Here is a 26323-nt window from a genome sequence, read left to right as displayed (position 1 = left end):
CGTTAGTCCGGCAGGATCCGGCGGACCACGGCGTCAGCCAGCAGGCGGCCCTTCAGCGTGAGCACCAGGCGTCCCCTGAAGGCCTCCTCGGGCACCACGAGGCCGTCGGCGATCAGCCCGGCCACGGCCTTCCTTCCTGATGGCGCAAGGGCATCGGTTTCGAGGCCTGAGGAAAGCCGGGCCTCCAGCATGACCTTTTCGACGACCCGGGTCCCGGCGTCGAGCGTCTCGCGTCCTGCCGCCGGCGAGACGCCTGAGCCGAGCCGGCCGGCATAGGCGGTGGGGTGCTTCACGTTCCACCAGCGCACCCCGCCCACATGCGAGTGGGCACCGGGTCCGATGCCCCACCAGTCGTCGCCGCGCCAGTAGGCGAGGTTGTGACGGCACGCCTGCTCGGGCATCGCGGACCAGTTGCTGACCTCGTACCAGTTCAGGCCGGCGTCGGAGATCATCTTGTCGGCGAGTTCGTATTTGTCGGCGTGGTCGTCGTCGTCGATTCCCGGAACTTCGCCACGGCGGATCTGGGCGGCGAGCTTGGTTCCGTCCTCAATGATCAACGCGTAGGCGCTGATGTGGTCCGGTTTGTAGGACAGGGCCGTCTCGAGCGAAAAGCGCCAGTCCTCCAATGATTCGCCCGGCGTGCCGTAGATGAGGTCCAGGCTGACGGCGAGTCCGGCGTCGCGGGCCCACTGCACCACGAGCGGGACACGGCTCGGCGTGTGGGTGCGGTCGAGCACCTTAAGAACGTGGGGCACCGCGGACTGCATGCCGAAGGAAACCCGCGTGAAGCCGGCGTCGGCGAGCAGCTGCAGGGACTCCGGCGTGACGGAATCGGGGTTGGCCTCCGTGGTCACCTCGGCACCGGGTTCGATCCCCCACGTGTCTATGCCGGCACGGAGGATTCGCGCCAGGTCCCCGGCAGGCAGGAGCGTCGGCGTCCCGCCGCCGAAGAACACGGTGCTCAGCCTGCGGGCAGGCAGGCCGGAGTCCCGAAGTACCCGCGCGGCTAAGTCCACTTCGGAGATGGCCGTGGAGGCGTACGCGTCCTGGGACGCGCCGCCTCCGAGCTCGGTTGCGGTGTAGGTGTTGAAGTCGCAGTAACCGCAGCGCACGGCACAAAACGGGATGTGCACATAGAGCCCGAAGGCCCGGTCCGCTGCACCGGCGGCCGCCTGCTGGGGCAGCAGGCCGTCTGCCGGCGCGGGGTCACCCAGGGGAAGAACGCTAGGCATGCGTGCGGCCTGCGGAGGTTCCGGCCACGATCATCACTACTTCTTGGCCTTGTCCTTGGATTCGTCGGTGGTCAGGGCTGCGATGAAGGCCTCCTGCGGCACCTCCACGCGCCCCACCATCTTCATGCGTTTCTTGCCTTCCTTCTGCTTTTCCAGCAGTTTGCGCTTACGGGAGATGTCACCGCCGTAGCACTTGGCCAGAACGTCCTTGCGGATGGCGCGGATGGACTCGCGGGCGATGATCCGGGACCCGATGGCGGCCTGGATGGGCACCTCGAACTGCTGGCGCGGGATGAGTTCGCGGAGCTTGCCGGTCATCATGACGCCGTAGGCGTAGGCCTTGTCCTTGTGGGTGATGGCGCTGAAGGCGTCCACCTGTTCGCCCTGGAGCAGGATGTCCACCTTGACCAGGTCGGCGACTTGTTCGCCGTCGGCCTTCCAGTCCAGCGAGGCGTAGCCGCGCGTCTTGGACTTGAGCAGGTCGAAAAAGTCGAAGACGATTTCGGCCAGCGGCATCCAGTACCGCAGCTCAACCCGGTCCTCGGACAGGTAGTCCATGCCGCGCATGACACCGCGGCGGCCCTGGCAGAGCTCCATAATGGCACCGACGAACTCGTTGGGTGCCAGGATTGTCGCGGCCACCATGGGTTCGCGGACCTCATTGATCTTCCCGGAGGGGAACTCGCTGGGGTTGGTCACGGTGACCACGTTCTTGTCCTCGAGCGTGACCTCGTATACGACGTTCGGCGCTGTGGAGATCAGATCCAGGTTGAATTCGCGTTCGAGGCGCTCACGGACGATCTCCAGGTGCAGCAGGCCGAGGAAGCCCACGCGGAAGCCGAAGCCGAGTGCGGCGGAGGTTTCCGGTTCGTAGATCAGGGCGGCATCGTTCAGTTTGAGCTTGTCCAGCGCGTCGCGGAGCACCGGGTAGTCGGTGCCGTCCAGCGGGTAGAGGCCCGAGAACACCATCGGCTTGGGATCCGCATAGCCGCTCAGCGATTCCGCCGCTGGCTTGGCGAGGTTGGTGACGGTGTCGCCCACCTTCGACTGGCGGACATCCTTCACGCCGGTGATGAGATATCCCACCTCACCGACGCCCAGGCCCTTGGACGGTATGGGCTCCGGGGAGCTGACGCCGATTTCCAGCAGTTCGTGGCTGGCCTTGGTGGACATCATCTGGATGCGCTCACGCGGGTGCAGCATGCCGTCAACCACGCGGACATAGGTGACCACGCCGCGGTACGTGTCGTAGACGGAGTCGAAGATCATGGCCCGGGCAGGTGCATCCGGGTCGCCGACGGGTGCGGGCAGGTCGCGCACGATCTTGTCCAGCAGTGCCTCGACACCGACGCCGGTCTTCCCGGAGACCAGCAGCACATCTTCGGGATCGCCGCCGATCAGGCTGGCCAGTTCGGCGGCGTACTTCTCCGGCTGGGCGGCCGGCAGGTCGATCTTGTTCAGGACCGGGATGATGGTGAGATCGTTTTCCATCGCCAGATACAGGTTGGCCAGCGTCTGGGCCTCGATGCCCTGCGCGGCGTCCACCAAGAGAACAGCGCCTTCGCAGGCTGCGAGCGACCGGGACACCTCGTAGGTGAAGTCCACGTGGCCCGGCGTGTCGATCATGTTCAGGGCGTAGCTCATGCCATCGAGCTCCCAGGGCATGCGGACAGCCTGGGACTTGATGGTGATGCCGCGCTCCCGCTCGATATCCATGCGGTCCAGATACTGGGCTTTCATGTCGCGGGACTGCACGACGCCGGTGAACTGCAGCATGCGGTCGGCCAGGGTGGACTTACCGTGGTCAATGTGCGCGATGATGCAGAAATTCCGAATAATGGCCGGATCTGTCGCGGCGGGCACCGGGGCGGTGCGGGCCATGGGAGACACGCAGGGTCCTTACTGTTGGCATTTCAGCGGCGTTGTTCAGGCTGAACTCTGGCCATCCTGCTGCCTGCCGCAATATCTGAACCTCTAGTCTCCCACGTCCAGGGCGCTGGCAGTACATTTTGCGCGGCCAGCACGGCCGGATGTCCAGCCGCCGCGAAACCCGCGCCGGTATGGTGGCCCGCATGGCTTTGAACTTCTCCTCAATAGGCAGCGCCGTCCGTGCATCGCTCCGTTTCCTCGGCGTGTTGAAGCGCCCGGCGGTCCGCACTCCGGCACCCAGACGTCCGTCTGGGGCCACCCGCCGTCCTGCTGCCGCCCCGGGCAGATCCGGAAACGCAGCGCGGCTCCCGGCCGGAGTCACGGGGACATACCCGGGCGACTTCACCGGCACGGCGACCCTGCGCTACTTCCCCTCGCCCGACGGGCGCCCGGACCCCGGCGAGATCGTATGGACCTGGGTTCCCTTCGAAGAGGACCACTCGCGCGGCAAGGACCGGCCGGTCCTGCTGGTTGGCAGCCACGGGCGGTATCTGCTGGGCCTGATGCTGACCAGCAAGGACCACGACGGCCACCCGCAGGCCCGCCTCGATTACGTTGATATCGGCACTGGCCCGTGGGACAAGCAGGGCCGCCCCAGCGAGGCCAAACTGGACCGCGTCCTGCAGATCCACCCGGCCGACATCCGGCGCGAGGGCTCGGTGCTGGACCGGAAGAAGTTTAGGCTGGTGGCGGACGAGTTGCGGCGGTTGCACGGCTGGAAATGACGCCGGCGCGCCGTCCGCGCCCGGAATGGCCACAAATGGCCCCGACCTGCTAATATGTATAGCTGTGTGTCCGTGCAGGTCGACGGTCACTGATGGCTGGCCGCCATAGGTATCCCCACGCCGCTCAGTCAAGGCCAGCTTGAAAGCCCTCTAGACCATTTCCGCATTACAAAGAGAGTTCACACGTGGCAAATATCAAGTCCCAGAAGAAGCGCATCCTCACCAACGAAAAGGCTCGCCTGCGCAACAACGCAGTCAAGTCCGAGCTAAAGACGGCCATCCGCGCCGTCAACACCGCCGTTGAGTCCTCCGACAAGGACGCTGCTACTACTGCGCTCGTTTCTGCCAGCCGTAAGCTGGACAAGGCTGTCAGCAAGGGTGTTCTGCACAAGAACAACGCTGCAAACCGCAAGTCGGCGATCTCCAAAAAGGTCAACGCACTCTAAGGTTTTCCAGTTCATCTGAACTGATGCTTGTGGCCGGCACCGATGGTGCCGGCCACTTCTCTTTTAACTTCCGACGGCGGGACTTCCGAACGGGGGTCACGCCCCCCCCTCTGCGTCAGCCAGCCGCCGCCCGCTTCCGGATCGACGGGCTAGCGCCCGCGTGCAGCGGCTGCTATCACCGTCACGGCGTGTTCCACGGCGTAGACAGGATCACGCGACAGTCCTTTGACCTGCGCGTCGGCTTCGGCCGTGACCTGGATGGACCGAGCCAGGCCCTCCGGCGTCCACCTCCGGACGTCCCGCTGCGCCTGTTCCACCAGCCACGGCTGCATGCCCAGCTGCCTGGCGATCTGCGCCGCCGAGCCCTTGGCCCCGGCCACCTTGGCGACCGTCCGCAGCTTCGCCGCCAACGCCGCCACGAGCGGCACCGGATCGGCGCCGGTGGCCAGCGCATGCCGGAGTGTGGACAGGGCCACAGGACCATTGCCGGCCATCGCGGCGTCGGCCACCTTGAAGGCCGTTGCCTCGACCCTGCCGCCGTAGTAGCGGTCCACCATGTCGGCATCAACGGCAGTGGAGGCGTCGGCAACGAGCTGGCTGCAGGCCGCCGCCAGCTCGGACAGGTTGGCGCCGACCGCGTTGACCAAGGACTGGACTGCCTCCGGAGTGATCCGCCGCCCGGCGGCCTTGAACTCCGCCGTGACAAAGGCGGTCTTTTCCGCATCTTTTTTTAGCGGCTGGCAGTCGACAGTCGGCCATCCGCCGGCCTTCACAGCATCGAGGAGCTTCTTGCCGCGGGTTCCGCCACCATGGCGGAGCACGAGGACGGCATCCTGTTCCACGTGCTTGAGGTAGGTCAGTGCGTCCGCCAGGAAGGCGTCGTTCATCGATTCGAGGCCGTCCACCTCGATCAGCTTGCTCTCACCGAACAGTGACGGACTGACATTCATGGCCAGCGCCCCGGCCTCGTACGAGCCGGCAGTCAGCCTGCTGACTTCCACATCCGGTGCGGCCGCACGTACTTGTGTCCGGACACGGTCCATCGCCCGGATGCCGAGGTACTCCTCTGGACCTGTGATCAGGACGACCGCCGCAGGGGCTACGTCCCGCCACGATGCCGAATTGGCTGCCGGCGTCTTCGGTCGTTGCTGGGCAGCGGCCACTGGTGATTCCTCCCGGAGTTCAGATTGCAGACTCTAAGTCTCCCATGATCGCCGGGGCCGGCGCGGCGGAACGTGGCCTCCGGCAGCCGGTCAAGTAACCGCACGGTGCCGGCGTGAGCGGCGAGGACCAGTTTGATGGTCCGGGCGGGATGGGCAGCCATCCACACGGCGAGCAATGTCACAACGGAGAACAGCAGCATGGTCAGCAACCCGAACACCCCCTCCGGCCAGGGCGGCGCGGCACCGGGAAGACCGGCGGTGAACCGGGCGATGGCTGCCACACCCCCGGCAAAGAAGCCGGCAACGCCGATCAGGACGGTTGCCGGCCACGGCGCGATGGGCAGGATGGCCACGGCAGCCGTACCCAGGACGGTAACCGGCGCTACGAGCGAGGCGGCAAGCACGTTGGCCAGCAGTGAGTAGGTGGAGAACTGTGGCTGCAGCACCACTATGACGGGGCCGCACAGCACCTGGGCTGAAAGCGGCACGGCTACAGCTGCAGCCGCCCAGCGCGGCACCCTCGCCGGAATCCAGCCCATGACGCTGCGGCCCAGCACAATAATTCCCAGCGTGGCCAGGACGGACAGCAGGAACCCAAAGCTGACGCCCAGCTCCGGCTCCACGAGCAGCAGGGCAATCACCGCCAGGCAAAGGAAACTCAGTCCGCGGCCGGCCCGGCCGCCTGCCAAGGCCGCCACAGCAATCGCACCCATGAGCGACGACCGGAGCACGCTCGCATCCGGCCCAACCATGAGGACGAACAGGCCGAGGCCTGCGAGGGCGACGGCCGCCCCCGGAATCCTGGCCAGGCGCAGCGAACGTGCCGCCAACAGCAGTGCGCCGAGTATCAGGCTGCAGTTGGCGCCAGACATCGTTCAAAAGGGGGGTGAGTCACTCCTAAGCACGAATGGGCGTGCGCACATAGGCAGCCTGGCGGCAGTTGCATAACCCTGCGTGCAAGGGGCACGCACCCGTCTGCTGCCCGAGCCTGGATACTGGCACGCCCAACCGGGGCGAGACGCTTGTTGACGAAGAGCCGGATGTCGCACGGCGCCTTTGACACTGACCGTTTGAGGCCCATCTCCAGACGGTGAATGGGCCTGGTCCAATGAATGGCTGCGAGAGGCGAAGGACCGACATGCCAAGTCAGATCCATGTGCTTCCAAAGCGGGGCCGGCTTACGGACGGTCGGCTCGGCTACCGACATCACAGAATGACTGGCAGGATCGTGATCTGGTTCTTTCAATTGACACCTCTCGTGCGCTCCGCTCCCCCGACCAAGTACGGTCGCTCATTCAAGCTGTCTTCGAGGCAGCGCCCGAGGACGAGAGTCGATCCATCGAATGGAAGTCGGCATACACCGACCTCACCAGCACAGAAGCCTCGTTCGCCATTAGTCGCGCGATTCTCGGGTTGGCAAATCGTCCCGTCGCCGTCGCGCCCGCCTCATTCGAGGGCGTCGGTTACGTCTTAGTCGGAGTCGGACCAGGGTCGCTTGAAGGACAACAAGTCCCCGACAGTGCAGAGCTCGTAAACGCCATTCATCGTTACACGGGGCACGGGTGGCCTTATTGGGACGCTCGAACTTTGACGTTCAACGATGTGACAGTGCTCGTAGTAACGGTGGAGCCCCCGCGCGATGGTGACCGCATCGCCTTGTTGCAGAAGTCCTTTCAGGCGGCGAAGGGGCCCATGGTTTCAGAAGGGACGATATTTGTGCGGCGGCCAGGAGCCACCGAGCGTGCGTCTCGTGCCGAATTGGAAATGTAGCAGTCGGTTGCTCAGCGGCTCCGAGGCAGAGGGCGCCGCGTTGCGTGAGGCCACAAGGAAGAGCGAGCTGCGAGACATTGTCACAGACCTCGTGCAAGCGGGGAACCGCTGGGCAGACACTATGCAGATCCTGGTCATGTCGAGCACTGGCCACGAGTGGAAGCAACGCGATTGGATCGAATGGGTGGACACCGACAGCGGCAGAGAGATGACTCAGACCACATCCCGTCTTACCTCTACGAGGATCTCGCTCCGTTCGTCGTCCCTCCTGCCAGCAGCAAGAGCCACTACTACGATCGAGCGCCACTGCGGGTTCAGTGGAAACGTGCAGCGGCGGCTCTTCGGCAGGCGAAAGCCCTGGACGTCATCGGCTATTCCTTCCCTCCCAGTGACGCCGGGACCCGCACGTTCCTCGCGACAACAACTAGTGGCTCCGTTCCTGTGACACTAGTGGATCCTTCGCAGGAGGCCCCCATCCGGCTCTGCGCACGTTTCCGAACCGGGGCGAGGTTTCATGGTTCAAGTCTGTCGAGGAGTTCGTCGGGAGCACCTGCGGAGACCTGGTCATTGCTTGGTCCGAGAACGTAGGAGAACACCCTAGTCTCCACATCGAGGTAAATGGGATGCGGTCTATAGGGCCGTACCACGGGGATTCAGATTGTTCCGTTTCGAGACCGGCTGCGCAGAGATTATCCCGACGCCGGGGAGCCGATTGAAGCGACTCTTCCCAACGGCACCCAGACATGGCGGCTGTTCAGCCCGCGAAAAGCCTGACGCGTCAATCAAGCGACCGCGCGGCCGTTCCCACCGCCAGAATGCAGACATCAGGTCCTTTGGTGAGACGGCACCGACCCTGCACTGATGGCCATCGCCTGACGTTGAACTCATCCTCGCTACGCACAGAGTTGGATGCCCGTCCTAGTCGCTCCCGTACTCCTGCTCCCCCTCGTCAGTTACGAAATCCTCGTCTTCCACTTCGAAGGCGAGATCCATTCCCGCGGCCTCAAGCAGTTCATAGGTGTCCAATACGAGTTGGCAGTTGTCACATGAGAAGTGGTCGGCAAGAACGTCTCCGAATCCGCGACCATGAAACTCGTAATCCTCCTCGCCGACACGGACCCAACCGGGACCTTCGACCCGAATGTTATCTACCTGTTCGCCCTCCAAGGCTCCGGATTCACCGCAGGCTGGACACGTAGACACTTCGCCGTACTTCATCCGCTTTCAGTTGCTCGGCGGTCTTCCACAAACGGAGCCGATTTGCGGGAATACTTCCGTTTCGTCGTTGTTCGAAGCACGCAGTGGCACGACTCATGAGTGATTGAACCCGATCCTCTGCGTTCCTCAATGGCCGGGTTGGAGTTCGTGTTCCCGCCACGGTTCGGTCTTGCTCGATTTGCCTCAGATGCCCGTTTGGCGCTCGTAAAATTTTAGCTGCTGATGCTGCTAACAGGTCACGAGCACGCGTCAATATTGCCCGAGTCGTTCTCCGAGCGGGAACAGCAGGGGATCATGTCCCTATGAATAGGCGCGTGACCTGTGGTGTTGCGACAGTGGCCGCATTATTGAGCGGATGCGCTTCTCCAGCCCCGCCTGCTGCCGAGCCTACAACGACTGCTGTGCAAACTCCCTTGCCGGGAGAACTGACCGGCAGTGGGGCGGTTCTTCAGAAAGGCGACGGCCCGCCGGTGTTTTGCCTGGGTGCCATGACTGCTTCCTATCCCCCACAAACGTGCGGTGGTCCTGTACTCAGGAACTGGGACTGGTCGGCGGTGACCGGATACGAAAGGGCAGCTGGCGTCACTTGGGGAAGCTACACGGTGAGGGGAACCTGGGACAACGGCGAATTCGTCCGAACCCGGGAACCGGTTCCAGTCTCGCCCACGGAGACAGGTATCCCCGACGCTGCAAAGCCCGTCATGGGGAAGCCGGGAAAGGGGAACAAAGCACGGCTCCTGCAGATTCAGCACGATCTTCAATCTGCAGGCGGCCAGCCCATCCTCATATCGGGCATCCAGAATGGATACCTCGTCATATTGGTTGCGTACGACAACGGCAATATCCAGCGGGAACTGGACAACAAATACGGCGCTGACATCATTCTGGTGCGATCGGCACTAATGCCATATAGGTAGCCGGTACAGCATTCGAACTTCCTGCAGAAGAGGCCGTCACGTAGACGTTCGCCTCCTGGTAATCCGATTAGGGCGAAATGGGCTGCGCTTAGGATGACCACATAGCATCCCCGAAGATCCCGACGAACCTCTGCAGAAACTGCCAGTGGGAATGCCGCGAAGATACGCAGAATATAAACCAGTCACTTCGGATGCCGTCGTTCCCCCGCCAACCTACGTCGGCGGATACGACGAACTCCTCAGCTATTTCCAGGAGCAAGGTCAAACACTGCCACGCAAAGCAGAAAGCCTCGCCAATCTTAACCAAGCCATCAATGATAGCTTGCCCGCCCTATCGGGATGTTCTACGGCGATCTCCTCACGCACACTGTTCCTGGCGCCCACTGGGAAGTCGTCGCGGAAGGATACCCTCGGGTTCGTGTCACCAGGAAAACTGCCGTCGACGTCGTCAGAGTCGCGCTACGGCGCGTGGCTACTCCGGAGCCCACCCTCGAACAAAACTATGCCCACGTCCTCGAACTCGTCAGGCAAGAACCGTAGAGGGTTCCCCTATTTCATGCAGCACGGTCCTTCGAGCTGAGCAGGAAGCTGCCTTTTCAGAGTGCGTTACTGGCGGTAGTTATCCAACAGGAACTTGTCGATCAGGTATTGAATGTCCGTGAGGGCCAGAACCAGGCCCAGAAAGACTAGCAACTCGACCCCCGTGTGTCCCCAGACAAGGAGGATAACGAAAAGGGACACCACCAGGAAGGCCACGAACCGGAGAGTGGCGCCTTTTGATTCTTCTGATGGGCGTTGCATGCGAGAGCCCTTCTGCGAACGTGCTCTTTCCCAATTTTATCCGCGTGTCGTGAGCGGTGTCTGCTTGGTCAACAACAAAATCGATCTGAAGCCTCATCCAGCCGGCGGAACCGTCGGGTTGAAGGTTCGTCTCTGGGCGTTTGAATCCCCGTCCATGAGCCTCGGAGCAGGAGACGGACGGTAGTTCGCGGCGGATTCGCCAGGCCCTAAAGTGCCCGCCCCCGCCGGTCCCACTCAGCTCTGCGGGTTTCTTCTTCGTCCCAGAACGGCCTGTCATTCCGGCGAACATAGAGCAGAAATGCGAGCCCGCCCAAAGCGACAAGAATCGTGGCGAGCCAAAGATAGCTGGCCAATTCCCACGGTATCCCTGCCACCCAAAAGAGGATCAGCACTACCAGCTGAAACAGAGCGGTCGCCGTCCAAACGACGAATAGGAAGCGAAAGCCGCCGCGGGTCATCCTGGGCTGCAACCTCCTGGGCCACTTAGCCTCGTTCATGAGCTGAGGCTACAGTCCGTGACGATGCCTGGGAACCTGGCCTGGTTGCCAGCCTCCCCATTGCCTATGTCCTTGATTTTTGACGCTCGCACCGCGAAGGGTTCGACTCCTGAGAATCCGACCAGGATTGGATTCGTTCGTGCGATTCACGGGACGGCGCCGTGCACAACGATGAGATACTTTCGACATGGACGTATTTATGGTTTGGCATGTCCGTCATGCCAAATTTTTGGACGGATCCCCAACAGAACATTTCGGCGAGGACGGGGAACTGAGCTGGGACGAACAATCCGGTGACGATCCGAAGATCCTGGGGATCTACGCAACAAAAGCCGAAGCCGAAGGCCGAATTGAAAGAGCACGGCAGCAGCCAGGCTTCAAAGATGAACCTGATTGCTTCATGATTGACACCTTTGCGCTGGGCGAGGACCAATGGACCGACGGATTCGTAACTATTCCTTATGAATAACGAGGCCCCTTGCCTCGTGCGAGAATCGGCGCATGGATGGGGATGAGTGGCAGATACGGCAAGAATTGATGATCCTCGCTGCCCTGGTACAGGCGATGGATCGGCGTGACGAGGTCTTCCAGATAATTGAGGATTCAGCGGACGGAAACGAGGCAATCCGTCGGGTGGGTCAGCTGTTGGGTGTGGGAGAGTTGGGCAGCCGGGCAGTCCTCGACCTGCAGGCCAGAAGATTCGCCCGAGACCAGCGTCAGGCCCTCGCTTCCCGTGCAGAAGAACTTAGAGCAATGTTGCCTGATGGCCACTGAGGACCTGGTGTTCTTCGTCCGATCATGGCTTCAATGATCTACCCGATGGTGCTGCGGCATGGTGATCCGACCTCTCCGGCTTCCGCTTTGGAGCAGACCAAGGAAACTTGTCCGGTTGAGGTTCCTGAAGGAAAAAGGACTAGACCTGACGACGTGTGCCGTGCGGGGTTCCCCCGGAGGCGCAAAGGACCGGGTGATCAACGGTTAGCGCGGTGACTTTCGGCAGGGGCTACAGAGACATCCGTATACGGTTCTGACCAGCATGAGAGGCTGAGACGTCTTCTCACTGATGCTGAGCGGGTAATAGGCTTTGCCCATCTCAGACGGCAGAACTGCTCGCCCGCCGTACAGTTCGAGTTCGTTCTGAAAGCCTAGATTGTTGAAAAACGCATCATCGGAAGAGGTCCATGGACAGTGACTTGAAGTCTTTTACCATCGCCTTACCCGAGATGCGGAAATACAAGGTGCTGGACATCGCGTGGCGGTTACTCTTCTTAGTCTTGTGGATCGTGTGGGGCGTCATTTTTTTTGGAAATGCAGAAGGCCCGCGTGAGATCAACTTGGCCGTTATGGGTGTAGCCGTTGTCGTTACAGGTGGTTTCGTCTTATATGCATCTCGTCAGCAGAAAGCGCTTCGGCCTCTCATCAATCGCAGATTCGCAGAGGAGTTCAGGGCCCAAACTGGGCACGAATACCCCTTGGACGTCGACATACTGGTCGTCAAGCAATCTATCGCCGTACGAAAAGATGACGGTTCTGTTCTCCTCTGGAGCGTGAACCGATCAACGGGTGCTATCGAAGTCACGCCCATGACCGTAAACGGTTCCCAATGGCGTCAGTTCCAGCTTTTGCGCTTTCCGATGAGGTAGCCACAAAACATTAGAACGACGCCACCAAGCACAACGAGGTACGCCCAGATGTTGTTTGATGCGGACTGGAGGACCAGCATGGTTCCGATGAGGGCGTTCACTGCACCCACACAGAGTAGGGCTATTCCAAGCCATCTAGGCGTCATGCCGCCACCCTAGAGTTTCCTGATGGAAATTGCCAGACAAATGGGGTTGCTGTTGGCTCGCGGTTCCCGATGCTGGCCGTCCAGTCAGGGTTCCTCGGCTGGATCCCTAAGCAGGTCATACCGGTTTCGGCCCGCTCCAGTGGTTTCGACCTAAGCGCCACTCCAAGCCGTCTGACTCGATGACCAGTTTGCGGACAATGCCACGGCCCAGCAGGCTGCGCCGCTCGCTGATACGTCCTCGTCCTTCGAGGTACGCATGCATGACGCGGCAGATCCTTTTCAACTCTCCCTCTTTGTAGGCCTCTATCGCTTCTTCGTCTTCGTCGTCTTCTTCGCCGTCGTCCACCAGAACGCTCGTTTGAACATTCAGTTCAGGAATGAAGGCGTCCATCCACACGTGGCCGGCTCGTATGATCACTGTCCGGCCCTCGTGGTAGCGGCTACTGACCTGGACACTATGCGACCCGCGGGCTTCGTCAGAGTTGACTGGCATAGTGTCGAAGTCTTCGTTAAACACCTCAGTCATGACGCGGCCGAGCATGGCCTTGTTGTCGGTGGTCATGATGAAAGTATCTCAAGATTGGAGTGGGCAGCATTGGCCCGACGTGGCGATACGCTCGGGGTTTCCCGCTTAGATTGGGCTAGTCCATCAGAACCATTCCGGTAGCGGTTCCCAAGGGGCCTCTCGCCACAAGTCAGTCCTGTTACAGGCGTCTGTAGTGCCGTAGGCTCCAGCCATAGTCTTCTCCTCGCTTCGGAGGACCAGGCCGAGCTTTGCATGGACGGGAATGACCTATGGGACTAGGGATAGCTTTCATCGTCGTTGGGATCGTTTGGCTGGTCTTTCGGAAGTGGATCGCCGCTCGGCAATACCAAATCTCGCTGGAAATGCTCCGCAGGGAGCCGGTCCAGGACGGTGAGCGGATCCACGCCTTCGAACGCATAGGAACGATGTTTAGCGCGCTCTTGGTCCTCGCCGGTGCCGCATTGGTCGTTCTACACCTGATTTTTCAACCATGAACCAGAATTTTGAGCCGAGTAACCTGTTCCTGGCAGTTGCAGGGTTGTTTCTACTTCTCAGTGGTATGGGCCTTTATCTACTCCGGAACGTCATGGCCCGAACAGGAGTCAGCATGGTCGGGCTTGCCGGAGAAGTCGAAATTCAAGACACTGGAGCCACAACGAAAAGGCAGCATTATTGCTGCATGCCTCGTGGGCGGAGGAGGCGTCGCGCTGCTGCTGCTCGCTGGCTACGGCATCATCGCACCCTAGCTAACCCTGATCGCACCCTTTAGGGTTGCCCCTTTGGCAAGCGCGCCAATGCCACTGCTGACAGATGCAATACTGATTCGCATGGAAAGCAGGGAGCTACAACAACTGAGCGTGGCGCCTGCCGTGACCGCCTATGACGAGTACCCTCGCGAAGACAAGCACCAGGTCGAGTTTCTCGATTTCTTGGTTGACGGCCAACCACTCCGGGAGTTGCTCAGCGTACCTGCCGAGATGGCGAAGCCGGAGCAGGAGACCACGGCCCTTCGTGACGACTGGCCCCATGCTGCAGTGGACCAACTGGACCGGCTGATGTCCCTCATCCCGGGAGACTTCAGCGACGGACGTGCCTCCCTCCTAATCTGCCCGGTGTGCGGCGATCAGGCCTGCGGGGCGATGACTATGGACCTGACAACGACGCCGGACACGGTCACCTGGCGGCGCTTTGGGTGGCAGGATGGCATAACTGACGAGCCACAGCCCTGGCTCTTTGAGGATCAGACGTTCATGTTCGATCGAACGCAGTACGAGCTGCTCCTAAACAGCCTCAAGGAGCGTTATCAGTCGCTGGCGAGCGAGGTAGTCTCGGCTCCCCGATCCTCAGTCTTCAAACGTCTTTTCCGCCGCCGTGACCGCCGCCAGTAGCGAACATGAGAGAGGCAGCAGAGCTGTGCATAATGAGCCCCGAAGCAGACCAGGAGCCCGTGCCGCTCAGCCTTCCCTCCAAAGATTTTTCGGATACGTGTAACCTTTTGGGCTGTCGCGGACAATACAGGGCATGGGGAACGTTCAATCCGACGAGACGGGGCTCTGGAACCGGAGCATCAATGGCGAGGGTGAGGCTTTCAGGGTGCTGTACTCCCGACACCGCGACAGGGTTTTCCGCCACGCATACCGGCTCTGCGGGGACCGGCATGATGCCGAGGACCTCATGGCCACAGCTTTCCTTGAACTCTGGCGGCGCCGGGCAAAGGTGCGGGTCGTGGAAGGATCGATTCTTCCCTGGCTGCTGGTCACGACCACGAACACCGCACGCAACCGCCGACGCGCAGCCATCCGCTACCGTCGGCTCCTGGACTCCCTCCCACGAACGGACGAAGCAGACCGCACCGCCCAAGACCTGTCGGGGGCGGCCCAGGATGGTCTCGACCAGAATGTCGCCCGGGCCCTCGGCACGCTGAGCGCCCAGGACATGCACCTAGTGAGCCTGGTCGTCTTCGAGGAATACACCATCTCCGCCGCTGCCGCCGTCCTTAACCTGACCCCGGGTGCGGCGAAAACACGGATGCACCGTGCCCGCCAGCGCATGAAGAACGCCCTATCGGATGAACATCCCACCACTGCCTCGGCAACTCCGGTTTTGGAAGGAGAACTGTCATGAACGAGCTGCGCGTCGATGAGCGCTTCAGCAAGGCACTCGAAGCCGAACTCGTCTCCCGGGTCCAAAAATCCGGTCCGGCCCGGAACCGCAGGCACGCATGGCTATGGCTAAGCACCGGAGCGCTGGCCGGTGCCGGCCTCCTTGGTGGCATCGGAGCGGCAACCGCCGGTCTGTTCACACTCCCCGGAGGCGAGAACACAACCCCGCTGGCTTCCCCCTCAACGACGGTCCACACGGGGACTGCCACGGTTGAACTGGGCGAAGCGCCCGAAGGAACCACAGGGATCGCCATGGAACTCACTTGCCTCAGCGCCGGACGCTTTGAGTGGCCCGACGGAGCCGCCAGCCTATGCTCGGCTGCGGACGCGGCAAGCCCCACCGCCGGCTGGTCCGGCTACACCATCAGCCTCACTCCGGGCCAGCACAGCGTGACGATCAAGACAGAACCCGAAAGCCGCTGGAAGCTCACCGCGAGATACGTCAAACAGGCACGAACAGAATGGGGCGTCAACGCCAAAGGCGAGACATACGGTGTCGAAAGCCCCGAAAAAGGGACCCCCGACCTGGTCGCCGTCACCGCATCGAACGGCGCCTCCGGCTACGCCTACGCCAAGGACCGCTACGGCGGCCCCACGCCCACCAGCCCCGAAGACGCCGCCAGGAACTTCAGCACCACACGCCCGCCGCGGGAGATCCCCGTGTACCTCAGCGACGGACAAACCAAAGTCGGTACCTTCCAAGCAACAGGCTCCGGAGGCGGAATTCCTGCCGACCCGTCACACTCCCCGTAGAGGTATCCATAGCGCTCGGCTGATTCGCTTCGATTGAACTAGCCCATCAGAATCATTCCGTTGCCGGCACCTCTGGTGATCGCTGCCAAGTGCAGAAATGAAGGCAAAAGCACACCCAATTTGCTCCTTGGAGCACTCTGTTGACATTGCTTGTAGCAAGTTCTTGCATTGGTGCATGACCAGCAGCGATACCAACGAACGGGCCCTCGGAGCAGTGGGCCAGTTGGCGCTGGCCATCGTGGCCGTTGCTGTCGTTTTGGCTACCACGCGAACCAACGCCATTGTCGAAGTGGCGTTGGTTATGGTTCTTATCTCGGCCATCGTGATCGGTGCCATGGCATGGCGCACGGTTTGGGGCGAAGGAAAGAAAAGACAATACGTTCTGACGCGGGATCGGCGGAAGTTGATAGCCTCTGGCGTGATCGCCTTTGTGGCAGTTGCGGCTGGACTGCTCATGACGATGATGCAACCGGAAAACCCCATACTTGCCCTCGTCTGTGTTGCGGTGGCTGGACAAGTTAACGCCCTATTCACGAGTCGAGCGCCAAGAAGAGTAGCCGCGGTAAACCGGGTCTAAAGAAGAGCCGACATCAGGTACGGCGCTGACGCTGGCGAACCATGAAGAGACCGGAGGGGGTCGCCTTTGTGCGCCTAAATCCCCGGCTATCGCTTTTGCGGCTCGCACCGACCGTGGCCGCGGGTTCCATCCGCCCGACGCCTGCTTCGCGAAGCCGTAGGAATTCGGCGCGTTTGCCCACCCCTCGGTGGATGGACGCGATTCCGGCGTGGCGGGCCCAGCTCACGCAATGCGATCTCGCCAGACCGACTTCCCGGGCGGCCATGCTGACACTGCCCACACGGGCGAGGACGGCGAAGAACTCGTCCTGTTGTTCCTGGGTGGCGGACTGCTTGGCCACCGGATTTCCGGCGGCGCCCGAGGCGAGGAACTGAATCCGCTGGCGCACCAGCTCGGCCGGCAGCGCGAACCCGGGTTTTCTCTTCTCACCGGTCACGGCGGGCATCCTTCCGGGAGAGTTTCGTCGGGCACGTCCGGCCCTCTCCAGAGATGTGTGCGACGGCCACACTGGCCTTCGACGGTCAGCTGGCAGACGCTACTGGGCGATCACGCCGCCTTCGACCAGGATGAGGGCGGTGGCGGTTTCGGGCGCAGTGTCGATGGCTTCCGGACGTGAACGGAGAACATGGCGATGGAGGCCTTCTCCAGGGTCCAGTCCGGCCACATTGAGTGCCAGGCGGCATTATCGATGTTGATCCGCCGCCGGATCTCGTGAACCGCCGCGGAATCCGGACAACTTCGCCGAAGACCTGACGGCTGGCCTGGCAGTTGCCGGCGACGCTCGCGTGGCTGACGACGGGACCGTGACCATTACCGCCAAGAGCAACGGAACACGCTCGTTCACCTTCCGGGAGTGGTTCGGTGTCCAGAATGGCCCGCACCTAGGCCACAAGCTCAGACCCGGGCATGCAGATCAGGCATGTCATTAGCGCTAACTGTCGAAAAGCTTTCGACCACTTCCGGCAAAGAGGCCCGGCTCAAGAGAGGAGTCAATTATGGTCGCCTCTCCCGAGAAGTCCGTTCCCCGTTCGGTGACAGGCCGACGCCGGTTGTCCCAGTCGACGGTTTTCAGTGCTGGGTTGTACACGGGCGGTGTGACGCCCGCTGCTTGAAGTGTGTCCAGCATCCATGCGGGGATCCTATCCGTCGTTCGCGGAAAGGCGACGAGTTCCGATTTCAGCGTTTCAGCATCAGAGAGTCGCTCTTCTGGACCGGACGACTCAAATAGGCCTTTCGTCAGGATTTCCTCGTCGAACACCTCAAGCCGTCCCGGTGCGCCCGGATACAGGTAGACACGGTAGGTCACCCATGTTCCCTCCCCGGGAACATAGCACCGTGCGCGCACCTCCAGAAGCCAACTGTCCATGGCTTCGTCCGAAAATTCCGTGTCGAAGTCAGGGAAGCCCCACTGCCCGTTGCGCAGTACGTCCTCGTATCGACGGGACATGCTCTGTTGGGTGAGAGACGTGCTAACGATGGCCTCCGCCCCATAGGCCGGCCCACCTTCCGAAAACGCCTCCTTCTGCAACCTGATCAGGCCGTCGGATACAAACGCATTGTCAATCGTGGTGCTCTCCCGCATGATGACAGCTCCCTACGACTTCGGCATGTTGTTGAAAGGGATAGTGGTCAACTGTTCTCCTGTGAAGCCATGCCGAAGCCGGAACCTGGCGGGCAGACCAGGTTTGGCGCTCGGAATCGTTGTTCATGGACCAATTTAGACTTACAGGTTGCCCTGCCGCTAAGCGCCTCTTCACCTCAGTGACGATGTCGGGCTCAATCCTGCCAAATCGTACCGAATCGATTTTCTGCCCTACTCCACGGTTCTGCCAGCAGTGCTGCGGAAAGGCATTGGGGACGTGGTAAGGCTTCGACCTGGATGGCCTGATGCGGCTGTAATCGGTAACCCCTTTGACTGTGTCAACTATTTCTGGCCCCGGCAGGACGGTTATATACGGCCCCTCTACGGGGATCTGCGCTCGGTTTGTGAGACTCAGCCCGCCGTGACTTCCTCATGCCTAGAACCCACCAAAGCCTAAAAAGGCGGATAGAGCTAGTGCGGAGAAGAGCCAAGCGAATGCCACGCCAGCAAAGAACAGGCTTCCCCACCATGGGTTCCATTTGAAATACAGCCGAGGTTTCGTGCAAAGGAAAATCAAAGCCAGGAAAGGAGCAAAGAGCACGATCGCAGAGGTAAGCCTGAACGCTTGGAACCCGGCGGCAACTCCCATATCGGCAGATTGCTGGACTTTTATCGCGAACCAAGCAGCCGCTAAGCCGGCAAACAGGATACAAGCCGTTACTGCAACAGACTTTGCCACCACTGCTCTTACCTTCATGGGGCTCCCTCTATACCTCCGCCACGGCCATATAGTAACGCTACCGGTGGGCAACGAATCCAACTAATCAGCGGCCTGCGATCATGCGGGAGTATGTGCCGCATGACGTTACTCGAAAGAGAAGGCTGGGTTCTAGGTAACAACGTCTGTCTGTGGGTCACAAGCCATGCTTACAAAGACGCCCCAGAGAAGAATCTGGTCAAGGCCACACAGGCGAGGATGACGGGCAGAACGAGAACAAGGAGCTTCCATTCAGTCGGACGCAATGGGCGCAATTTCCTACGGTATTTTTTGTGTTCTGCGGTGAATGGTAGTGCGTTGTGATAACCGATGTAGTGCCTTAGCAGCCTGGCTATTCTATACGGGCGGCCGGATGAAGCCGTCTCCGCTGCCACTGGCCAAAGCACGCCCCAAGCGGCCAAGCCAGCCGGGCCCGACGAGACGAGCTCTTGGCCACCTTGATAAGCATAAAATCCAGCAAACAGGATGATCGGGTGGAGAACCAATACCCAGGGAAGGCCCTTCAAAGTGTGGAGCCGCTGAGAATTACCGGATGAAAATCCCGGGTGCTCGGAGCGTGCATGCAAAAGCAGCCCCACCACCGCAACGAGGGCGATGGCGAGGCCGAGGTAAGTGCTTGAGTGCACGGAGGCTCCTTACGAGTGACAAACTGCTGCCGCCGAGAGTCAGGCTCGCAATGTCAGTACAAGGAGCGATCTAGCAGCAGCATCCAAACTCTCATCTTGCTACGACGAACCCGCCAATTCGAATTTCCCGCGGCCCGGAGTCCGGACTTTGTGGGGAGGCACTATGCACCGGAAGGGGTTCGGCTCATGAGGCTTAACCGGTAGCTTCCCGGTGTCAGCGTAGACTGCCGGAAACCGAGCCGGGTGTTGGCACCTCGGCATCCATCACTTCCGGCAAGCGAAAGAGACTTCATGATTTTGCCAACGGCCATCCGGCGGCTTGTTGCCCGCAGGAAGTGCATTGGGGAGCTCCGACGACTAGCAGTGACTTTGGATTCCATGTACACGGGAACTGCCTTCGACATGGAAACCCCCGACGGCTACCTATCCGATGAGATCGGCGGCGAACAGCTCTTGGACGACATGTACATGATCCAGGAGGAGCTTGTGGGCGGGCTGTCCTTCTGGCCCAACATCAACGTTCAGGGGCTGCTCCAGCAGATTGTGGCAAAGGCGCAGACAATCCGGGATGGCCTCCCTGCCGAATATCCGATGACGAAGCAGAGGTTTGGTGCCCTCGTCACTGAAATGAGAGAAGCGGAACCGCGTTGTTCTGACTTGTACAACTTCGGGTTCAACAAGCTCTCATGAAGATTGGAAGGCCCGGTTTTGCCTCCGCAGTCCGGCCCGTACGTCGACGATCACGTCACGGGTCAGCAGTTGACCCGATAAGGGTTCCGGAAGACAGACTGGTCCCCTCGGCGTTGAGCAGCATCTTGATTTGCTTGCGCAAGGGAAGCACAGGCTCGACGCGTTGCTCGCACGGGCTAGGATCGCGATATGGGGTCTGCGAAGGAGTTGTTCGAAGGAAAGCCCACCGGATTGCCGGCACCGATGACGCGGGGCACGGCCGTCTACCGGGAGGAGTCGGACCCTGTCCCGGAGGTCAGGCATGTTGCAGGCTACGACCAGTTCGTTGAGTTCTGTGTTGGCCGGAGAGTGCAGGCCAAGGAGCTGGCTGCCGATGCCGGTCGTCTCCTTTGGTTCCTGCGCGCCAACGGCTCTGAGATTGCGAACGACAGTGATCTCAAGGCCGCGGCGGCGGTCTTCGCCGGTAACACTCTCGCTCGTCTAAGGCCGGACGCGGTGTGGACCACTTACGAAGGCGGTTCCCCTACCGTGGGAAACGGGGAGATGCAGTTCGAGGTCGATCGCTTGCTGGATGTCCTGCGCAGCGCGGACGACACAGCAGTCCAGGGACTCGTTGCCGTGGTGACGGATTGGGCCCAGGAAGAACCGGACGATCCCCCGGCGATGCACCCCCTTCCGGTCGCTCAGCCAGCAGGGGTAATTCCCTACGTCCGGCCGTCCCTGCCGGAGGCCACTTACTATTCCGAAGACGGTGCCCCCATCCCCTACGGGCGTCGCTGGGACGATGGCGGCCCCGACTCGGAGTCGTATAGCGTGGACAGCCACCCCGAACGCTTTGCGGGACTACATCTCGTTGCCCGTGCCCTCATCGCACACCTGACTGCCGTGTACGACGTGGAGGTCCACGAGGATGCGACCCGTGCCGCAGATCTGTTAATGGAGGCTCGCGATGTGCTCGCGGCGGTGAAGGTCACGCCCCGCAGTTCTGGGGCGGCGCCCCTGACCATTGTGGTGACTGGATACCCGGGCGTTATGGTGCACGCCGGGGTGCTGCACGACTTCTCCTTTCCTGTGTGTGGCTGCGATGCATGCGACGAAACTGTGCAGACAACAGCGGACCGGCTGGAGATGCTGGTGCTCTCCGTGGCGGCAGGAGGATATGCCGAGCGCTACCCCATAGGCAGCCGGCGGTGGAGCGAATATGCACTGACAGCGTTCGACGGGTCCGGCTCCGAAAGCGGAAAAAGCGAACCTGTCCCCGCACCCGCCGATCGACTCCGCAAAGCCGAGGTACGGCTACGTAGCTTTACGGGAGGGTGGAATCCCTGGCCACTGCGCCAACGCTGAATCCAGGCTCCGCTCATGCAGTTGGATCTGCAAGTCACGACGAGAGGAATTAGGCCAACCCTGTCCCGCTCAACGTTCCTTCGGCGATCCTCTACAGGGCGCGCGGCAGCGACCTCCCCGCGAGCCCGTAACCCGCACACCCTGTGGGACATCCGCTATCGGTGCAGGATCGTCGACCCCGGGACTAGGGTTTTCCCATGAACGTTGAGGGACTCGGAAATGTGCGCCTGCTGTTCTTGCGCGACCAAGTGGGGTTGATACCCAGCGAGAAATATCCGGATGTAGCGGCAGATTTGCTGGTTGAAGGCTACGACTCTCCCTCGCTTCGCGAACTGGCTGGACACACACGAAATGATCCACGCGCAGCTGGCGATTTATGGGTCCAGGTTCGGGAGGAGTTGGGCCGGCCCTATGAAAACGATGGCGACGCCCGCCGCGCCTTGGTCGGGCACTGGCTCCAACAAATCGTTGACGGCGTCCTCGAACCACACATGGGGACAAATCTCATTCTGGGCCACGCTTGGCACGAACTGGATCAGCCCGCGGAGTTGAACTATTTGGTTGTCCTCAGGGATGACTGGGACGACACGCCGCAACGCCGCGAGGATATTTGCAACAAGATTGTGGACGCTGCTCAAGAAGTATTGACTTATTGGTAACTCTACGGGGACCGGGAACCTTTTCCGGTTCTGCGGACACTACGAGGTAGGAGGGATATGGGGAATCCGATGAAGACCTGTAGAGCGCGTGCGTTGGCGGACGCTTTCGGCGTCCTGTTCAACAGGCACGCTGACGTGGTCTTCCGGTACTGCCTCTCCCGCTGCGGGGATGTCCGAGGTGTCACGATTCCGGTGCCCACGGTGAGCCCTTGAGGCGTTTGTTCCTCACAAGCCCGTGTCCGCCCCTTGGGGGATCAGCTGTGCCACCGCTGTTGGAGCCATTGGAGTGTGCTCTGGCTGGAGAACTCGCGGCGGCGCTTGAGCTCCGCGGGGACATCGTGGGTGAGAGTGGCAGCATGCCGCCAGTAGCTGGCCAGGACGGTGAGGAATGCGTCAACAGCCTGCCGATCCGCGCCCATGGCCCGTGCGCTTTGAATAAACAGGCTCTCCAGGTCTGTTGATCCCGTGTCGGATTCCAGAAGCAAGCAGACGACATCAACCCAGTCCGGACCTATGCACGCCCGGCCCCAATCAAGCACGCAGATCTGACCGTGTTCGTCTATCTTTAGGTTGTCGTGCCGCAGGTCGAAGTGAAGCAGCGTTTCGCCATGGACCATGCTTTCCCACGATCGCTCGAGACGGGCAAGCCTCGGAAGGTGTTCCCGTTCCCATAGGCTCAATTCCCCTATGGACAGTAGCCCGCAGGATCCATTCGCTATGAGCTGGGACCATGTTGAACAACGGCCCCTCATCCGATCAGCGACGGTCGGCAGAACCCGGACAGGACTCGGAGTTAGCCCGGGCGACAGTCCGTCCAGCATCTTCATGACCGCTAAGAGATGATCCCTCGGCCATGGCTCATCAGGTGTCTTCCCCTTGGCCACATCGAATACCAGGAGAACCCAGCCCTCCGCTGAGCCCTCATGCAAGAGGCGTGGCGTCGGAACACTGGGGGCGAGTGTTCTGGCCACCCGCGCCTCAGTGATGTAATCCGCTGCGGAAGGCGAATCCACCGGAACAGCCTTAACAAAGAACACCGTCCCGGCAGCGGTCAACAGTCCTGCGACTCCGCTGGCATATCCCCCGGCAGCAGAGGCAAAGCTGATCGTCTTTCCACCGACCTGTTCCTGTAGCCATTCACGCGCTCCCACTGGCAGGCGGGCCCACTGTTCATCCTCCACGCTCAGAGCCTAACGGCTGAGTCGACAGGCCCGGGCGCGATGGCCAACTTACGGCCCGGTTAGAGTTCCCCACGAAGGACCGACCCTGTTGCCGGCCGTAGCCAGATTCGGTTGATCGACACCCTGGAGGTCTGCTTATGGGCCGGCCACTCGTAGATCCGTTGACAACGGAACGAAGACTCGCTGACAGTGGTCCATGGACACATCGGCGCGGCACCGAAGGATCCGGATCGGTGCGGGGCTAGACATGGCCGGACTCGCCGTCACATCGGCGATCACTGTTCTCGTCTCCGCCCCGGACCCCAAATCTGACATCGTTCCGATCATCGGCGCCTGCGTCCAAGCGCTCCTCAACCTCGTCCTCGGAGCCTGGCTTGCCTCCGGCAAACGTGGCACGGCGGACCTGGTTCCGGTTCCCGGGATCTGGCGGAGAATCTTTCTCCTCATTACTGTTCTGCTCGGCGTTTTGCAGTTCGTATGGCAGCTGATCGATGATCCCCGCCACCTGGTGCTAGCCGCGTCATGGCCCAACTTGGTAGGCATAGGGATCATCCTGCAGTTCGGGCCCGGCCGACACCACTTCCAGCACGAGGAGCAATGGATCACTGCCTTGTCCCGTCAGGACACGTTGGACGCCTTGACCCGGGTGTTCGGCCAGCGCGGATTGACTACGAAAGTCACGGGTTCCGACGTATGGGTGGAAAGCAGTCGAGAGTGGCAGGGCGCGCAGGCGGGTTCGCCATCTATGCCTCTCGTAAGCAGAAAACACTTCGACCTCTCATCAACCGCAGACTCGCAGCAGAGTTCAGCGCCCAAACAGGGTACGAGTACCCCCGGGACATAGACATCCTGGAGGTCAAACGGACCATCGCTGTCCGGAGAGATGACGGCTCTGTGCTTCTATGGGGCGTGAACCGCTCGACAGGGAGTGTCATCGTTACTCCCGTGGTCCAAGCACGACCGTAAACGCCCTTTGGTAGTAGCCATGCCAGTGAGCGTTCCTCAGTCAGATGGGTGGATGAACGCAGGGGTTAGCTTTGCTGGCGTTTTCTCAGCACAAACAGCCCAACCAGGTTAGCTAACGTGAATGCGACGCTTAGAACAATCACCACCGCGTTGACGGCAGCCCAGAATGGCTGAGGGTTAGAAAAATGCGCAATGATCCCCATGACTAAAACGAGGATCCCGGCATACACGCCGCCAATAGTCGGGAACTGACGCTTTTCCCGGGGGGCAGCCTCTGGCTCGCTTAGATCCGACATGCTCGGAGCATACAACCGCGAGCGATAGATGTCTCCGCTACTACTCCGCGGCCTTCCCGCCCTGCTGAGAAGAAAGCCCCACTAGACGTTCCTACAAATGAACCGCAGCATGGGCAAGGCAGTAATTGACAGACGCTGACTTATCAACGGACGCACCCGCGGCAGGCGATAAGGTTGCGCTACGTTGTTGTCGTCGGAGTCTCAAAGGCAGGCAGGATATGGGCTCGAATCCAGAACGCGTGGACTTTCGTTCATCGGTAGAAATGATCCTGTCCAACGATCCGGACGGGCTCTTCAACGCTGCCAACGACCTCACTCAGATCTCCAAGTCCGAAGCGATAGAAGTCTTGTACCTTCTTGCCATCGAGCACGGAGTGAAGGAAGCCTACCTAAACTATGGGTGGTTCCTTCGCGACATCAACCGGCCCAAAGAAGCCATGGCTCAATTCCAGAAAGCGTTGCAAGCAGGGGATCCTCAGGCAGCCTTTTATCTGGGAGAAACGTCCCTGGAGCTGGGCAAACATATTGACGCCATAAAATGGTTGCGCCTTGCCGGAGATAATCCTTTCGTGTCGCTCCGCTTGGCGAGGGCGTACAGAGCCGTGGGCGATGAACTGTCGGCCGTGGAGGTCCTGCGCGAAGGATGCGAAACGACCCCTGAGGCCGCCGTGGAACTCATCCACACCACAGATGACCTGGACCTTGATGCGTCGATCAAGCTGCTGGAAAAGCATCTGGATAACGGCAAGGTAGAAGTCTTGATCGTGCTGGCGGATCTCTATTCGAAGAGAGGCAATCCACAGAAGGAAATCGAACTCCTCAGACGCAGCGTCGCAGAGGGCGAACCCAACGCACTTCATAACTTGGGCTTTGCCCTTTGGAATGCTGGCCAGGTGCGGGAGGGCAGGGCGTTACTGAAGAAGGCCGCGCAACAGGGCGACAAACTATCCCCAGAAGTACTGCGCAACATTCGCGGTAAGCAGCGTCATGGACGGCGGCACAAGCCGGCAGAAGGACCAGCAAACGATCGCCCTCAAGGCTCGTACCCATCCGCCGTGCGGCCACTCCGGATCTTCAAATGAGGGATGGCGGCTCGTCGTGTGGAGTAGACCTCTGCAACTGTCCCGTTCGGGGATCCTCAACATGAGGTGTGCATCCTGATGCAGGTCAGGCCTGTACATCTGCAGCAATAGCGTGGTTAGACTTCGGGATGAGTAAGAGCGAGATCCGCGCCGTCATTTTGCTCATGGTCCTCTCCCTGACGGCGGTTTCCTTCTCTGTCCTGTTCCCCACAACCGAGCCGTGGATATCGGTTGTCCTTGCGATTGCCGTTCTCGCTACGGTGCTTATGTTGGTGGTCGTCTGGAAAGTCGTGCTCAGGGAGCGCGCAAAATACTGGAAAGGACATCGACCTCCGACTCAGGGCAAACGCTGAATGGCAATCCGCGAGAATAGACCAGAAACTCCGGTAGAGGTTGCGATCCGGTCGCTTAGGTGGTTGGCCTCAGTCGGGATCGGACCACGACAATCCCTGGACCGTAGCGCTTATCCATTGCCCTCTGCAGAGATCCGTCGTCGTAGGGAACGTACCTGAAGAGGTAGCCGTTTTCGACCTGTGTATCTGCCGCGGGTCGCTCCGTCTCCCATATCTCGCGTTGAATTTGTTGCAGACGGGCTTTGCTCGCGGTGCCAG

Annotated in this window: 30 protein-coding genes; 18 read left to right on the top strand and 12 right to left on the bottom strand. The window is 60.8% G+C overall.

Annotated elements, in window-relative coordinates; genetic code table 11:
- Positions 1–2: 2 nt before the first annotated feature.
- Together hemW and lepA are read right to left on the bottom strand one after the other, a co-directional pair.
- Entirely contained in the window at positions 3–1232 is a 1230-nt protein-coding gene (gene hemW / locus ACFRAU_RS14795; protein WP_377994231.1) for a radical SAM family heme chaperone HemW, read from the bottom strand.
- A gap of 36 nt (positions 1233–1268) precedes the next feature.
- Positions 1269–3122 (bottom strand): translation elongation factor 4, encoded by a 1854-nt coding sequence (gene lepA, locus ACFRAU_RS14790; RefSeq protein ID WP_377994232.1) that lies wholly within the window; start codon positions 3120–3122, stop codon positions 1269–1271.
- A gap of 182 nt (positions 3123–3304) precedes the next feature.
- Between lepA and ACFRAU_RS14785 the strand changes: the two genes are divergently transcribed.
- Positions 3305–3886 (top strand): type II toxin-antitoxin system PemK/MazF family toxin, encoded by a 582-nt coding sequence (locus ACFRAU_RS14785; RefSeq protein ID WP_377994233.1) that lies wholly within the window; start codon positions 3305–3307, stop codon positions 3884–3886.
- A gap of 185 nt (positions 3887–4071) precedes the next feature.
- Entirely contained in the window at positions 4072–4332 is a 261-nt protein-coding gene (gene rpsT / locus ACFRAU_RS14780; RefSeq protein WP_111903413.1) for a 30S ribosomal protein S20, read from the top strand.
- A gap of 149 nt (positions 4333–4481) precedes the next feature.
- Here the strand turns inward: rpsT and holA are convergent, their stop codons facing one another.
- Positions 4482–5495 (bottom strand): DNA polymerase III subunit delta, encoded by a 1014-nt coding sequence (gene holA / locus ACFRAU_RS14775; RefSeq protein ID WP_377994234.1) that lies wholly within the window; start codon positions 5493–5495, stop codon positions 4482–4484.
- On the bottom strand, positions 5432–6367 hold the full coding sequence (locus tag ACFRAU_RS14770) for a ComEC/Rec2 family competence protein (protein ID WP_378000483.1): 936 nt from the start codon (positions 6365–6367) through the stop codon (positions 5432–5434). Before ACFRAU_RS14770 ends, holA begins: the two co-directional genes overlap by 64 nt.
- Positions 6368–6611: 244 nt before the next feature.
- Between ACFRAU_RS14770 and ACFRAU_RS14765 the strand changes: the two genes are divergently transcribed.
- On the top strand, positions 6612–7265 hold the full coding sequence (locus ACFRAU_RS14765; protein WP_378000487.1) for an RNA-binding domain-containing protein: 654 nt from the start codon (positions 6612–6614) through the stop codon (positions 7263–7265).
- Between the two features lie 918 nt (positions 7266–8183).
- Here ACFRAU_RS14765 and ACFRAU_RS14760 read toward each other — a convergent pair.
- Positions 8184–8483, bottom strand: coding sequence for a hypothetical protein (locus ACFRAU_RS14760; RefSeq protein ID WP_378000482.1), 300 nt, complete (start codon positions 8481–8483; stop codon positions 8184–8186).
- A 554-nt stretch (positions 8484–9037) separates the two neighbouring features.
- Between ACFRAU_RS14760 and ACFRAU_RS14755 the strand changes: the two genes are divergently transcribed.
- Entirely contained in the window at positions 9038–9400 is a 363-nt protein-coding gene (locus ACFRAU_RS14755) for a hypothetical protein (RefSeq protein WP_378000481.1), read from the top strand.
- Positions 9401–9739: 339 nt separating this feature from the next.
- The gene (locus tag ACFRAU_RS14750) at positions 9740–9940 is read left to right on the top strand and encodes a DUF6278 family protein (protein ID WP_378000480.1); all 201 of its coding nucleotides are present in this window, start codon (positions 9740–9742) and stop codon (positions 9938–9940) included.
- 66 nt (positions 9941–10006) lie between these two features.
- Here ACFRAU_RS14750 and ACFRAU_RS14745 read toward each other — a convergent pair whose 3' ends face one another.
- Positions 10007–10201: a hypothetical protein gene (locus ACFRAU_RS14745; protein WP_378000479.1), complete on the bottom strand. Its 195-nt coding sequence runs from the start codon at positions 10199–10201 to the stop codon at positions 10007–10009.
- Positions 10202–10885: 684 nt separating this feature from the next.
- Between ACFRAU_RS14745 and ACFRAU_RS14740 the strand changes: the two genes are divergently transcribed.
- The 3 genes from ACFRAU_RS14740 (at position 10886) to ACFRAU_RS14730 (ending at position 12341) form a co-directional block, all read left to right on the top strand.
- On the top strand, positions 10886–11167 hold the full coding sequence (locus ACFRAU_RS14740) for a hypothetical protein (protein ID WP_378000478.1): 282 nt from the start codon (positions 10886–10888) through the stop codon (positions 11165–11167).
- 32 nt (positions 11168–11199) lie between these two features.
- Entirely contained in the window at positions 11200–11472 is a 273-nt protein-coding gene (locus ACFRAU_RS14735; RefSeq protein WP_378000477.1) for a DNA gyrase subunit A, read from the top strand.
- A 419-nt stretch (positions 11473–11891) separates the two neighbouring features.
- Positions 11892–12341 (top strand): hypothetical protein, encoded by a 450-nt coding sequence (locus ACFRAU_RS14730; protein WP_378000476.1) that lies wholly within the window; start codon positions 11892–11894, stop codon positions 12339–12341.
- 261 nt (positions 12342–12602) lie between these two features.
- Here the strand turns inward: ACFRAU_RS14730 and ACFRAU_RS14725 are convergent, their stop codons facing one another.
- Positions 12603–13049 carry a hypothetical protein gene (locus ACFRAU_RS14725; protein WP_378000475.1) on the bottom strand — a complete coding sequence of 149 codons (447 nt, stop codon included), beginning with the start codon at positions 13047–13049 and terminating at the stop codon, positions 12603–12605.
- A gap of 758 nt (positions 13050–13807) precedes the next feature.
- Between ACFRAU_RS14725 and ACFRAU_RS14720 the strand changes: the two genes are divergently transcribed.
- From ACFRAU_RS14720 to ACFRAU_RS14705, 4 genes are all read left to right on the top strand, one after another.
- Entirely contained in the window at positions 13808–14401 is a 594-nt protein-coding gene (locus ACFRAU_RS14720; RefSeq protein ID WP_378000474.1) for a hypothetical protein, read from the top strand.
- 133 nt (positions 14402–14534) lie between these two features.
- Positions 14535–15137 carry an RNA polymerase sigma factor gene (locus ACFRAU_RS14715; protein ID WP_378000473.1) on the top strand — a complete coding sequence of 201 codons (603 nt, stop codon included), beginning with the start codon at positions 14535–14537 and terminating at the stop codon, positions 15135–15137.
- The gene (locus tag ACFRAU_RS14710; protein WP_378000472.1) at positions 15134–15928 is read left to right on the top strand and encodes a peptidase M56 family protein; all 795 of its coding nucleotides are present in this window, start codon (positions 15134–15136) and stop codon (positions 15926–15928) included. Before ACFRAU_RS14715 ends, ACFRAU_RS14710 begins: the two co-directional genes overlap by 4 nt.
- Before the next feature lie 175 nt (positions 15929–16103).
- Positions 16104–16505, top strand: coding sequence for a hypothetical protein (locus ACFRAU_RS14705; protein WP_378000471.1), 402 nt, complete (start codon positions 16104–16106; stop codon positions 16503–16505).
- A gap of 13 nt (positions 16506–16518) precedes the next feature.
- Here the strand turns inward: ACFRAU_RS14705 and ACFRAU_RS14700 are convergent, their stop codons facing one another.
- The 3 genes from ACFRAU_RS14700 to ACFRAU_RS14690 form a co-directional block, all read right to left on the bottom strand.
- Positions 16519–16941 (bottom strand): hypothetical protein, encoded by a 423-nt coding sequence (locus ACFRAU_RS14700; protein WP_378000470.1) that lies wholly within the window; start codon positions 16939–16941, stop codon positions 16519–16521.
- Positions 16942–17436: 495 nt separating this feature from the next.
- Positions 17437–18087, bottom strand: a complete 651-nt coding sequence (locus ACFRAU_RS14695; RefSeq protein ID WP_378000469.1) for a hypothetical protein — start codon at positions 18085–18087, stop codon at positions 17437–17439.
- Between the two features lie 436 nt (positions 18088–18523).
- A complete protein-coding gene (locus tag ACFRAU_RS14690; protein ID WP_378000468.1) occupies positions 18524–18844 on the bottom strand; it encodes a hypothetical protein in 321 nt (106 codons plus the stop codon).
- A 938-nt stretch (positions 18845–19782) separates the two neighbouring features.
- Here ACFRAU_RS14690 and ACFRAU_RS14685 point away from each other — a divergent pair.
- From ACFRAU_RS14685 to ACFRAU_RS14675, 3 genes are all read left to right on the top strand, one after another.
- The gene (locus tag ACFRAU_RS14685) at positions 19783–20181 is read left to right on the top strand and encodes a hypothetical protein (RefSeq protein ID WP_378000467.1); all 399 of its coding nucleotides are present in this window, start codon (positions 19783–19785) and stop codon (positions 20179–20181) included.
- A gap of 189 nt (positions 20182–20370) precedes the next feature.
- Positions 20371–21528, top strand: a complete 1158-nt coding sequence (locus ACFRAU_RS14680) for a DUF6226 family protein (RefSeq protein ID WP_378000466.1) — start codon at positions 20371–20373, stop codon at positions 21526–21528.
- A 197-nt stretch (positions 21529–21725) separates the two neighbouring features.
- Positions 21726–22187 carry a hypothetical protein gene (locus tag ACFRAU_RS14675; protein WP_378000465.1) on the top strand — a complete coding sequence of 154 codons (462 nt, stop codon included), beginning with the start codon at positions 21726–21728 and terminating at the stop codon, positions 22185–22187.
- A 254-nt stretch (positions 22188–22441) separates the two neighbouring features.
- On the opposite strand, the gene ACFRAU_RS14670 is transcribed toward ACFRAU_RS14675, so the two are convergent.
- On the bottom strand, positions 22442–23368 hold the full coding sequence (locus tag ACFRAU_RS14670) for a phosphotransferase (protein WP_378000464.1): 927 nt from the start codon (positions 23366–23368) through the stop codon (positions 22442–22444).
- A gap of 247 nt (positions 23369–23615) precedes the next feature.
- Between ACFRAU_RS14670 and ACFRAU_RS14665 the strand changes: the two genes are divergently transcribed.
- Positions 23616–24212 (top strand): hypothetical protein, encoded by a 597-nt coding sequence (locus ACFRAU_RS14665; protein WP_378000463.1) that lies wholly within the window; start codon positions 23616–23618, stop codon positions 24210–24212.
- 187 nt (positions 24213–24399) lie between these two features.
- Here the strand turns inward: ACFRAU_RS14665 and ACFRAU_RS14660 are convergent, their stop codons facing one another.
- Positions 24400–24630 (bottom strand): hypothetical protein, encoded by a 231-nt coding sequence (locus ACFRAU_RS14660; RefSeq protein ID WP_378000462.1) that lies wholly within the window; start codon positions 24628–24630, stop codon positions 24400–24402.
- 218 nt (positions 24631–24848) lie between these two features.
- Between ACFRAU_RS14660 and ACFRAU_RS14655 the strand changes: the two genes are divergently transcribed.
- Complete coding sequence (locus ACFRAU_RS14655) at positions 24849–25712, top strand: tetratricopeptide repeat protein (protein WP_378000461.1); 864 nt, start codon at positions 24849–24851, stop codon at positions 25710–25712.
- A gap of 128 nt (positions 25713–25840) precedes the next feature.
- Positions 25841–26065, top strand: a complete 225-nt coding sequence (locus ACFRAU_RS14650) for a hypothetical protein (protein WP_378000460.1) — start codon at positions 25841–25843, stop codon at positions 26063–26065.
- Positions 26066–26323: the final 258 nt, after the last annotated feature.

Source organism: Arthrobacter sp. NPDC056691, assembly GCF_042791415.1.
Lineage (GTDB): Bacteria > Actinomycetota > Actinomycetes > Actinomycetales > Micrococcaceae > Arthrobacter.
This window is presented reverse-complemented; position numbering and strand designations above follow the sequence as displayed.

Bases quoted from the DNA above. Each gene is read 5' to 3' on its own strand.
- ACFRAU_RS14720 (WP_378000474.1), top strand. From the start codon at position 13,808: ATGCCACTGCTGACAGATGCAATACTGATTCGCATGGAAAGCAGGGAG.
- ACFRAU_RS14680 (WP_378000466.1), top strand. From the start codon at position 20,371: ATGGGGTCTGCGAAGGAGTTGTTCGAAGGAAAGCCCACCGGATTGCCG.
- ACFRAU_RS14735 (WP_378000477.1), top strand. From the start codon at position 11,200: ATGGATGGGGATGAGTGGCAGATACGGCAAGAATTGATGATCCTCGCT.
- ACFRAU_RS14705 (WP_378000471.1), top strand. From the start codon at position 16,104: ATGACCAGCAGCGATACCAACGAACGGGCCCTCGGAGCAGTGGGCCAG.
- ACFRAU_RS14770 (WP_378000483.1), bottom strand. From the start codon at position 6,367: ATGTCTGGCGCCAACTGCAGCCTGATACTCGGCGCACTGCTGTTGGCG.
- ACFRAU_RS14760 (WP_378000482.1), bottom strand. From the start codon at position 8,483: ATGAAGTACGGCGAAGTGTCTACGTGTCCAGCCTGCGGTGAATCCGGA.
- ACFRAU_RS14750 (WP_378000480.1), top strand. From the start codon at position 9,740: ATGTTCTACGGCGATCTCCTCACGCACACTGTTCCTGGCGCCCACTGG.
- ACFRAU_RS14710 (WP_378000472.1), top strand. From the start codon at position 15,134: ATGAACGAGCTGCGCGTCGATGAGCGCTTCAGCAAGGCACTCGAAGCC.
- ACFRAU_RS14685 (WP_378000467.1), top strand. From the start codon at position 19,783: ATGATTTTGCCAACGGCCATCCGGCGGCTTGTTGCCCGCAGGAAGTGC.
- ACFRAU_RS14690 (WP_378000468.1), bottom strand. From the start codon at position 18,844: ATGAAGGTAAGAGCAGTGGTGGCAAAGTCTGTTGCAGTAACGGCTTGT.
- ACFRAU_RS14695 (WP_378000469.1), bottom strand. From the start codon at position 18,087: ATGCGGGAGAGCACCACGATTGACAATGCGTTTGTATCCGACGGCCTG.
- hemW (WP_377994231.1), bottom strand. From the start codon at position 1,232: ATGCCTAGCGTTCTTCCCCTGGGTGACCCCGCGCCGGCAGACGGCCTG.
- ACFRAU_RS14725 (WP_378000475.1), bottom strand. From the start codon at position 13,049: ATGACCACCGACAACAAGGCCATGCTCGGCCGCGTCATGACTGAGGTG.
- ACFRAU_RS14660 (WP_378000462.1), bottom strand. From the start codon at position 24,630: ATGTCGGATCTAAGCGAGCCAGAGGCTGCCCCCCGGGAAAAGCGTCAG.
- ACFRAU_RS14650 (WP_378000460.1), top strand. From the start codon at position 25,841: ATGAGTAAGAGCGAGATCCGCGCCGTCATTTTGCTCATGGTCCTCTCC.
- ACFRAU_RS14665 (WP_378000463.1), top strand. From the start codon at position 23,616: ATGGCCGGACTCGCCGTCACATCGGCGATCACTGTTCTCGTCTCCGCC.
- ACFRAU_RS14715 (WP_378000473.1), top strand. From the start codon at position 14,535: ATGGGGAACGTTCAATCCGACGAGACGGGGCTCTGGAACCGGAGCATC.
- ACFRAU_RS14655 (WP_378000461.1), top strand. From the start codon at position 24,849: ATGGGCTCGAATCCAGAACGCGTGGACTTTCGTTCATCGGTAGAAATG.
- ACFRAU_RS14785 (WP_377994233.1), top strand. From the start codon at position 3,305: ATGGCTTTGAACTTCTCCTCAATAGGCAGCGCCGTCCGTGCATCGCTC.
- ACFRAU_RS14675 (WP_378000465.1), top strand. From the start codon at position 21,726: ATGAACGTTGAGGGACTCGGAAATGTGCGCCTGCTGTTCTTGCGCGAC.
- ACFRAU_RS14740 (WP_378000478.1), top strand. From the start codon at position 10,886: ATGGACGTATTTATGGTTTGGCATGTCCGTCATGCCAAATTTTTGGAC.
- ACFRAU_RS14745 (WP_378000479.1), bottom strand. From the start codon at position 10,201: ATGCAACGCCCATCAGAAGAATCAAAAGGCGCCACTCTCCGGTTCGTG.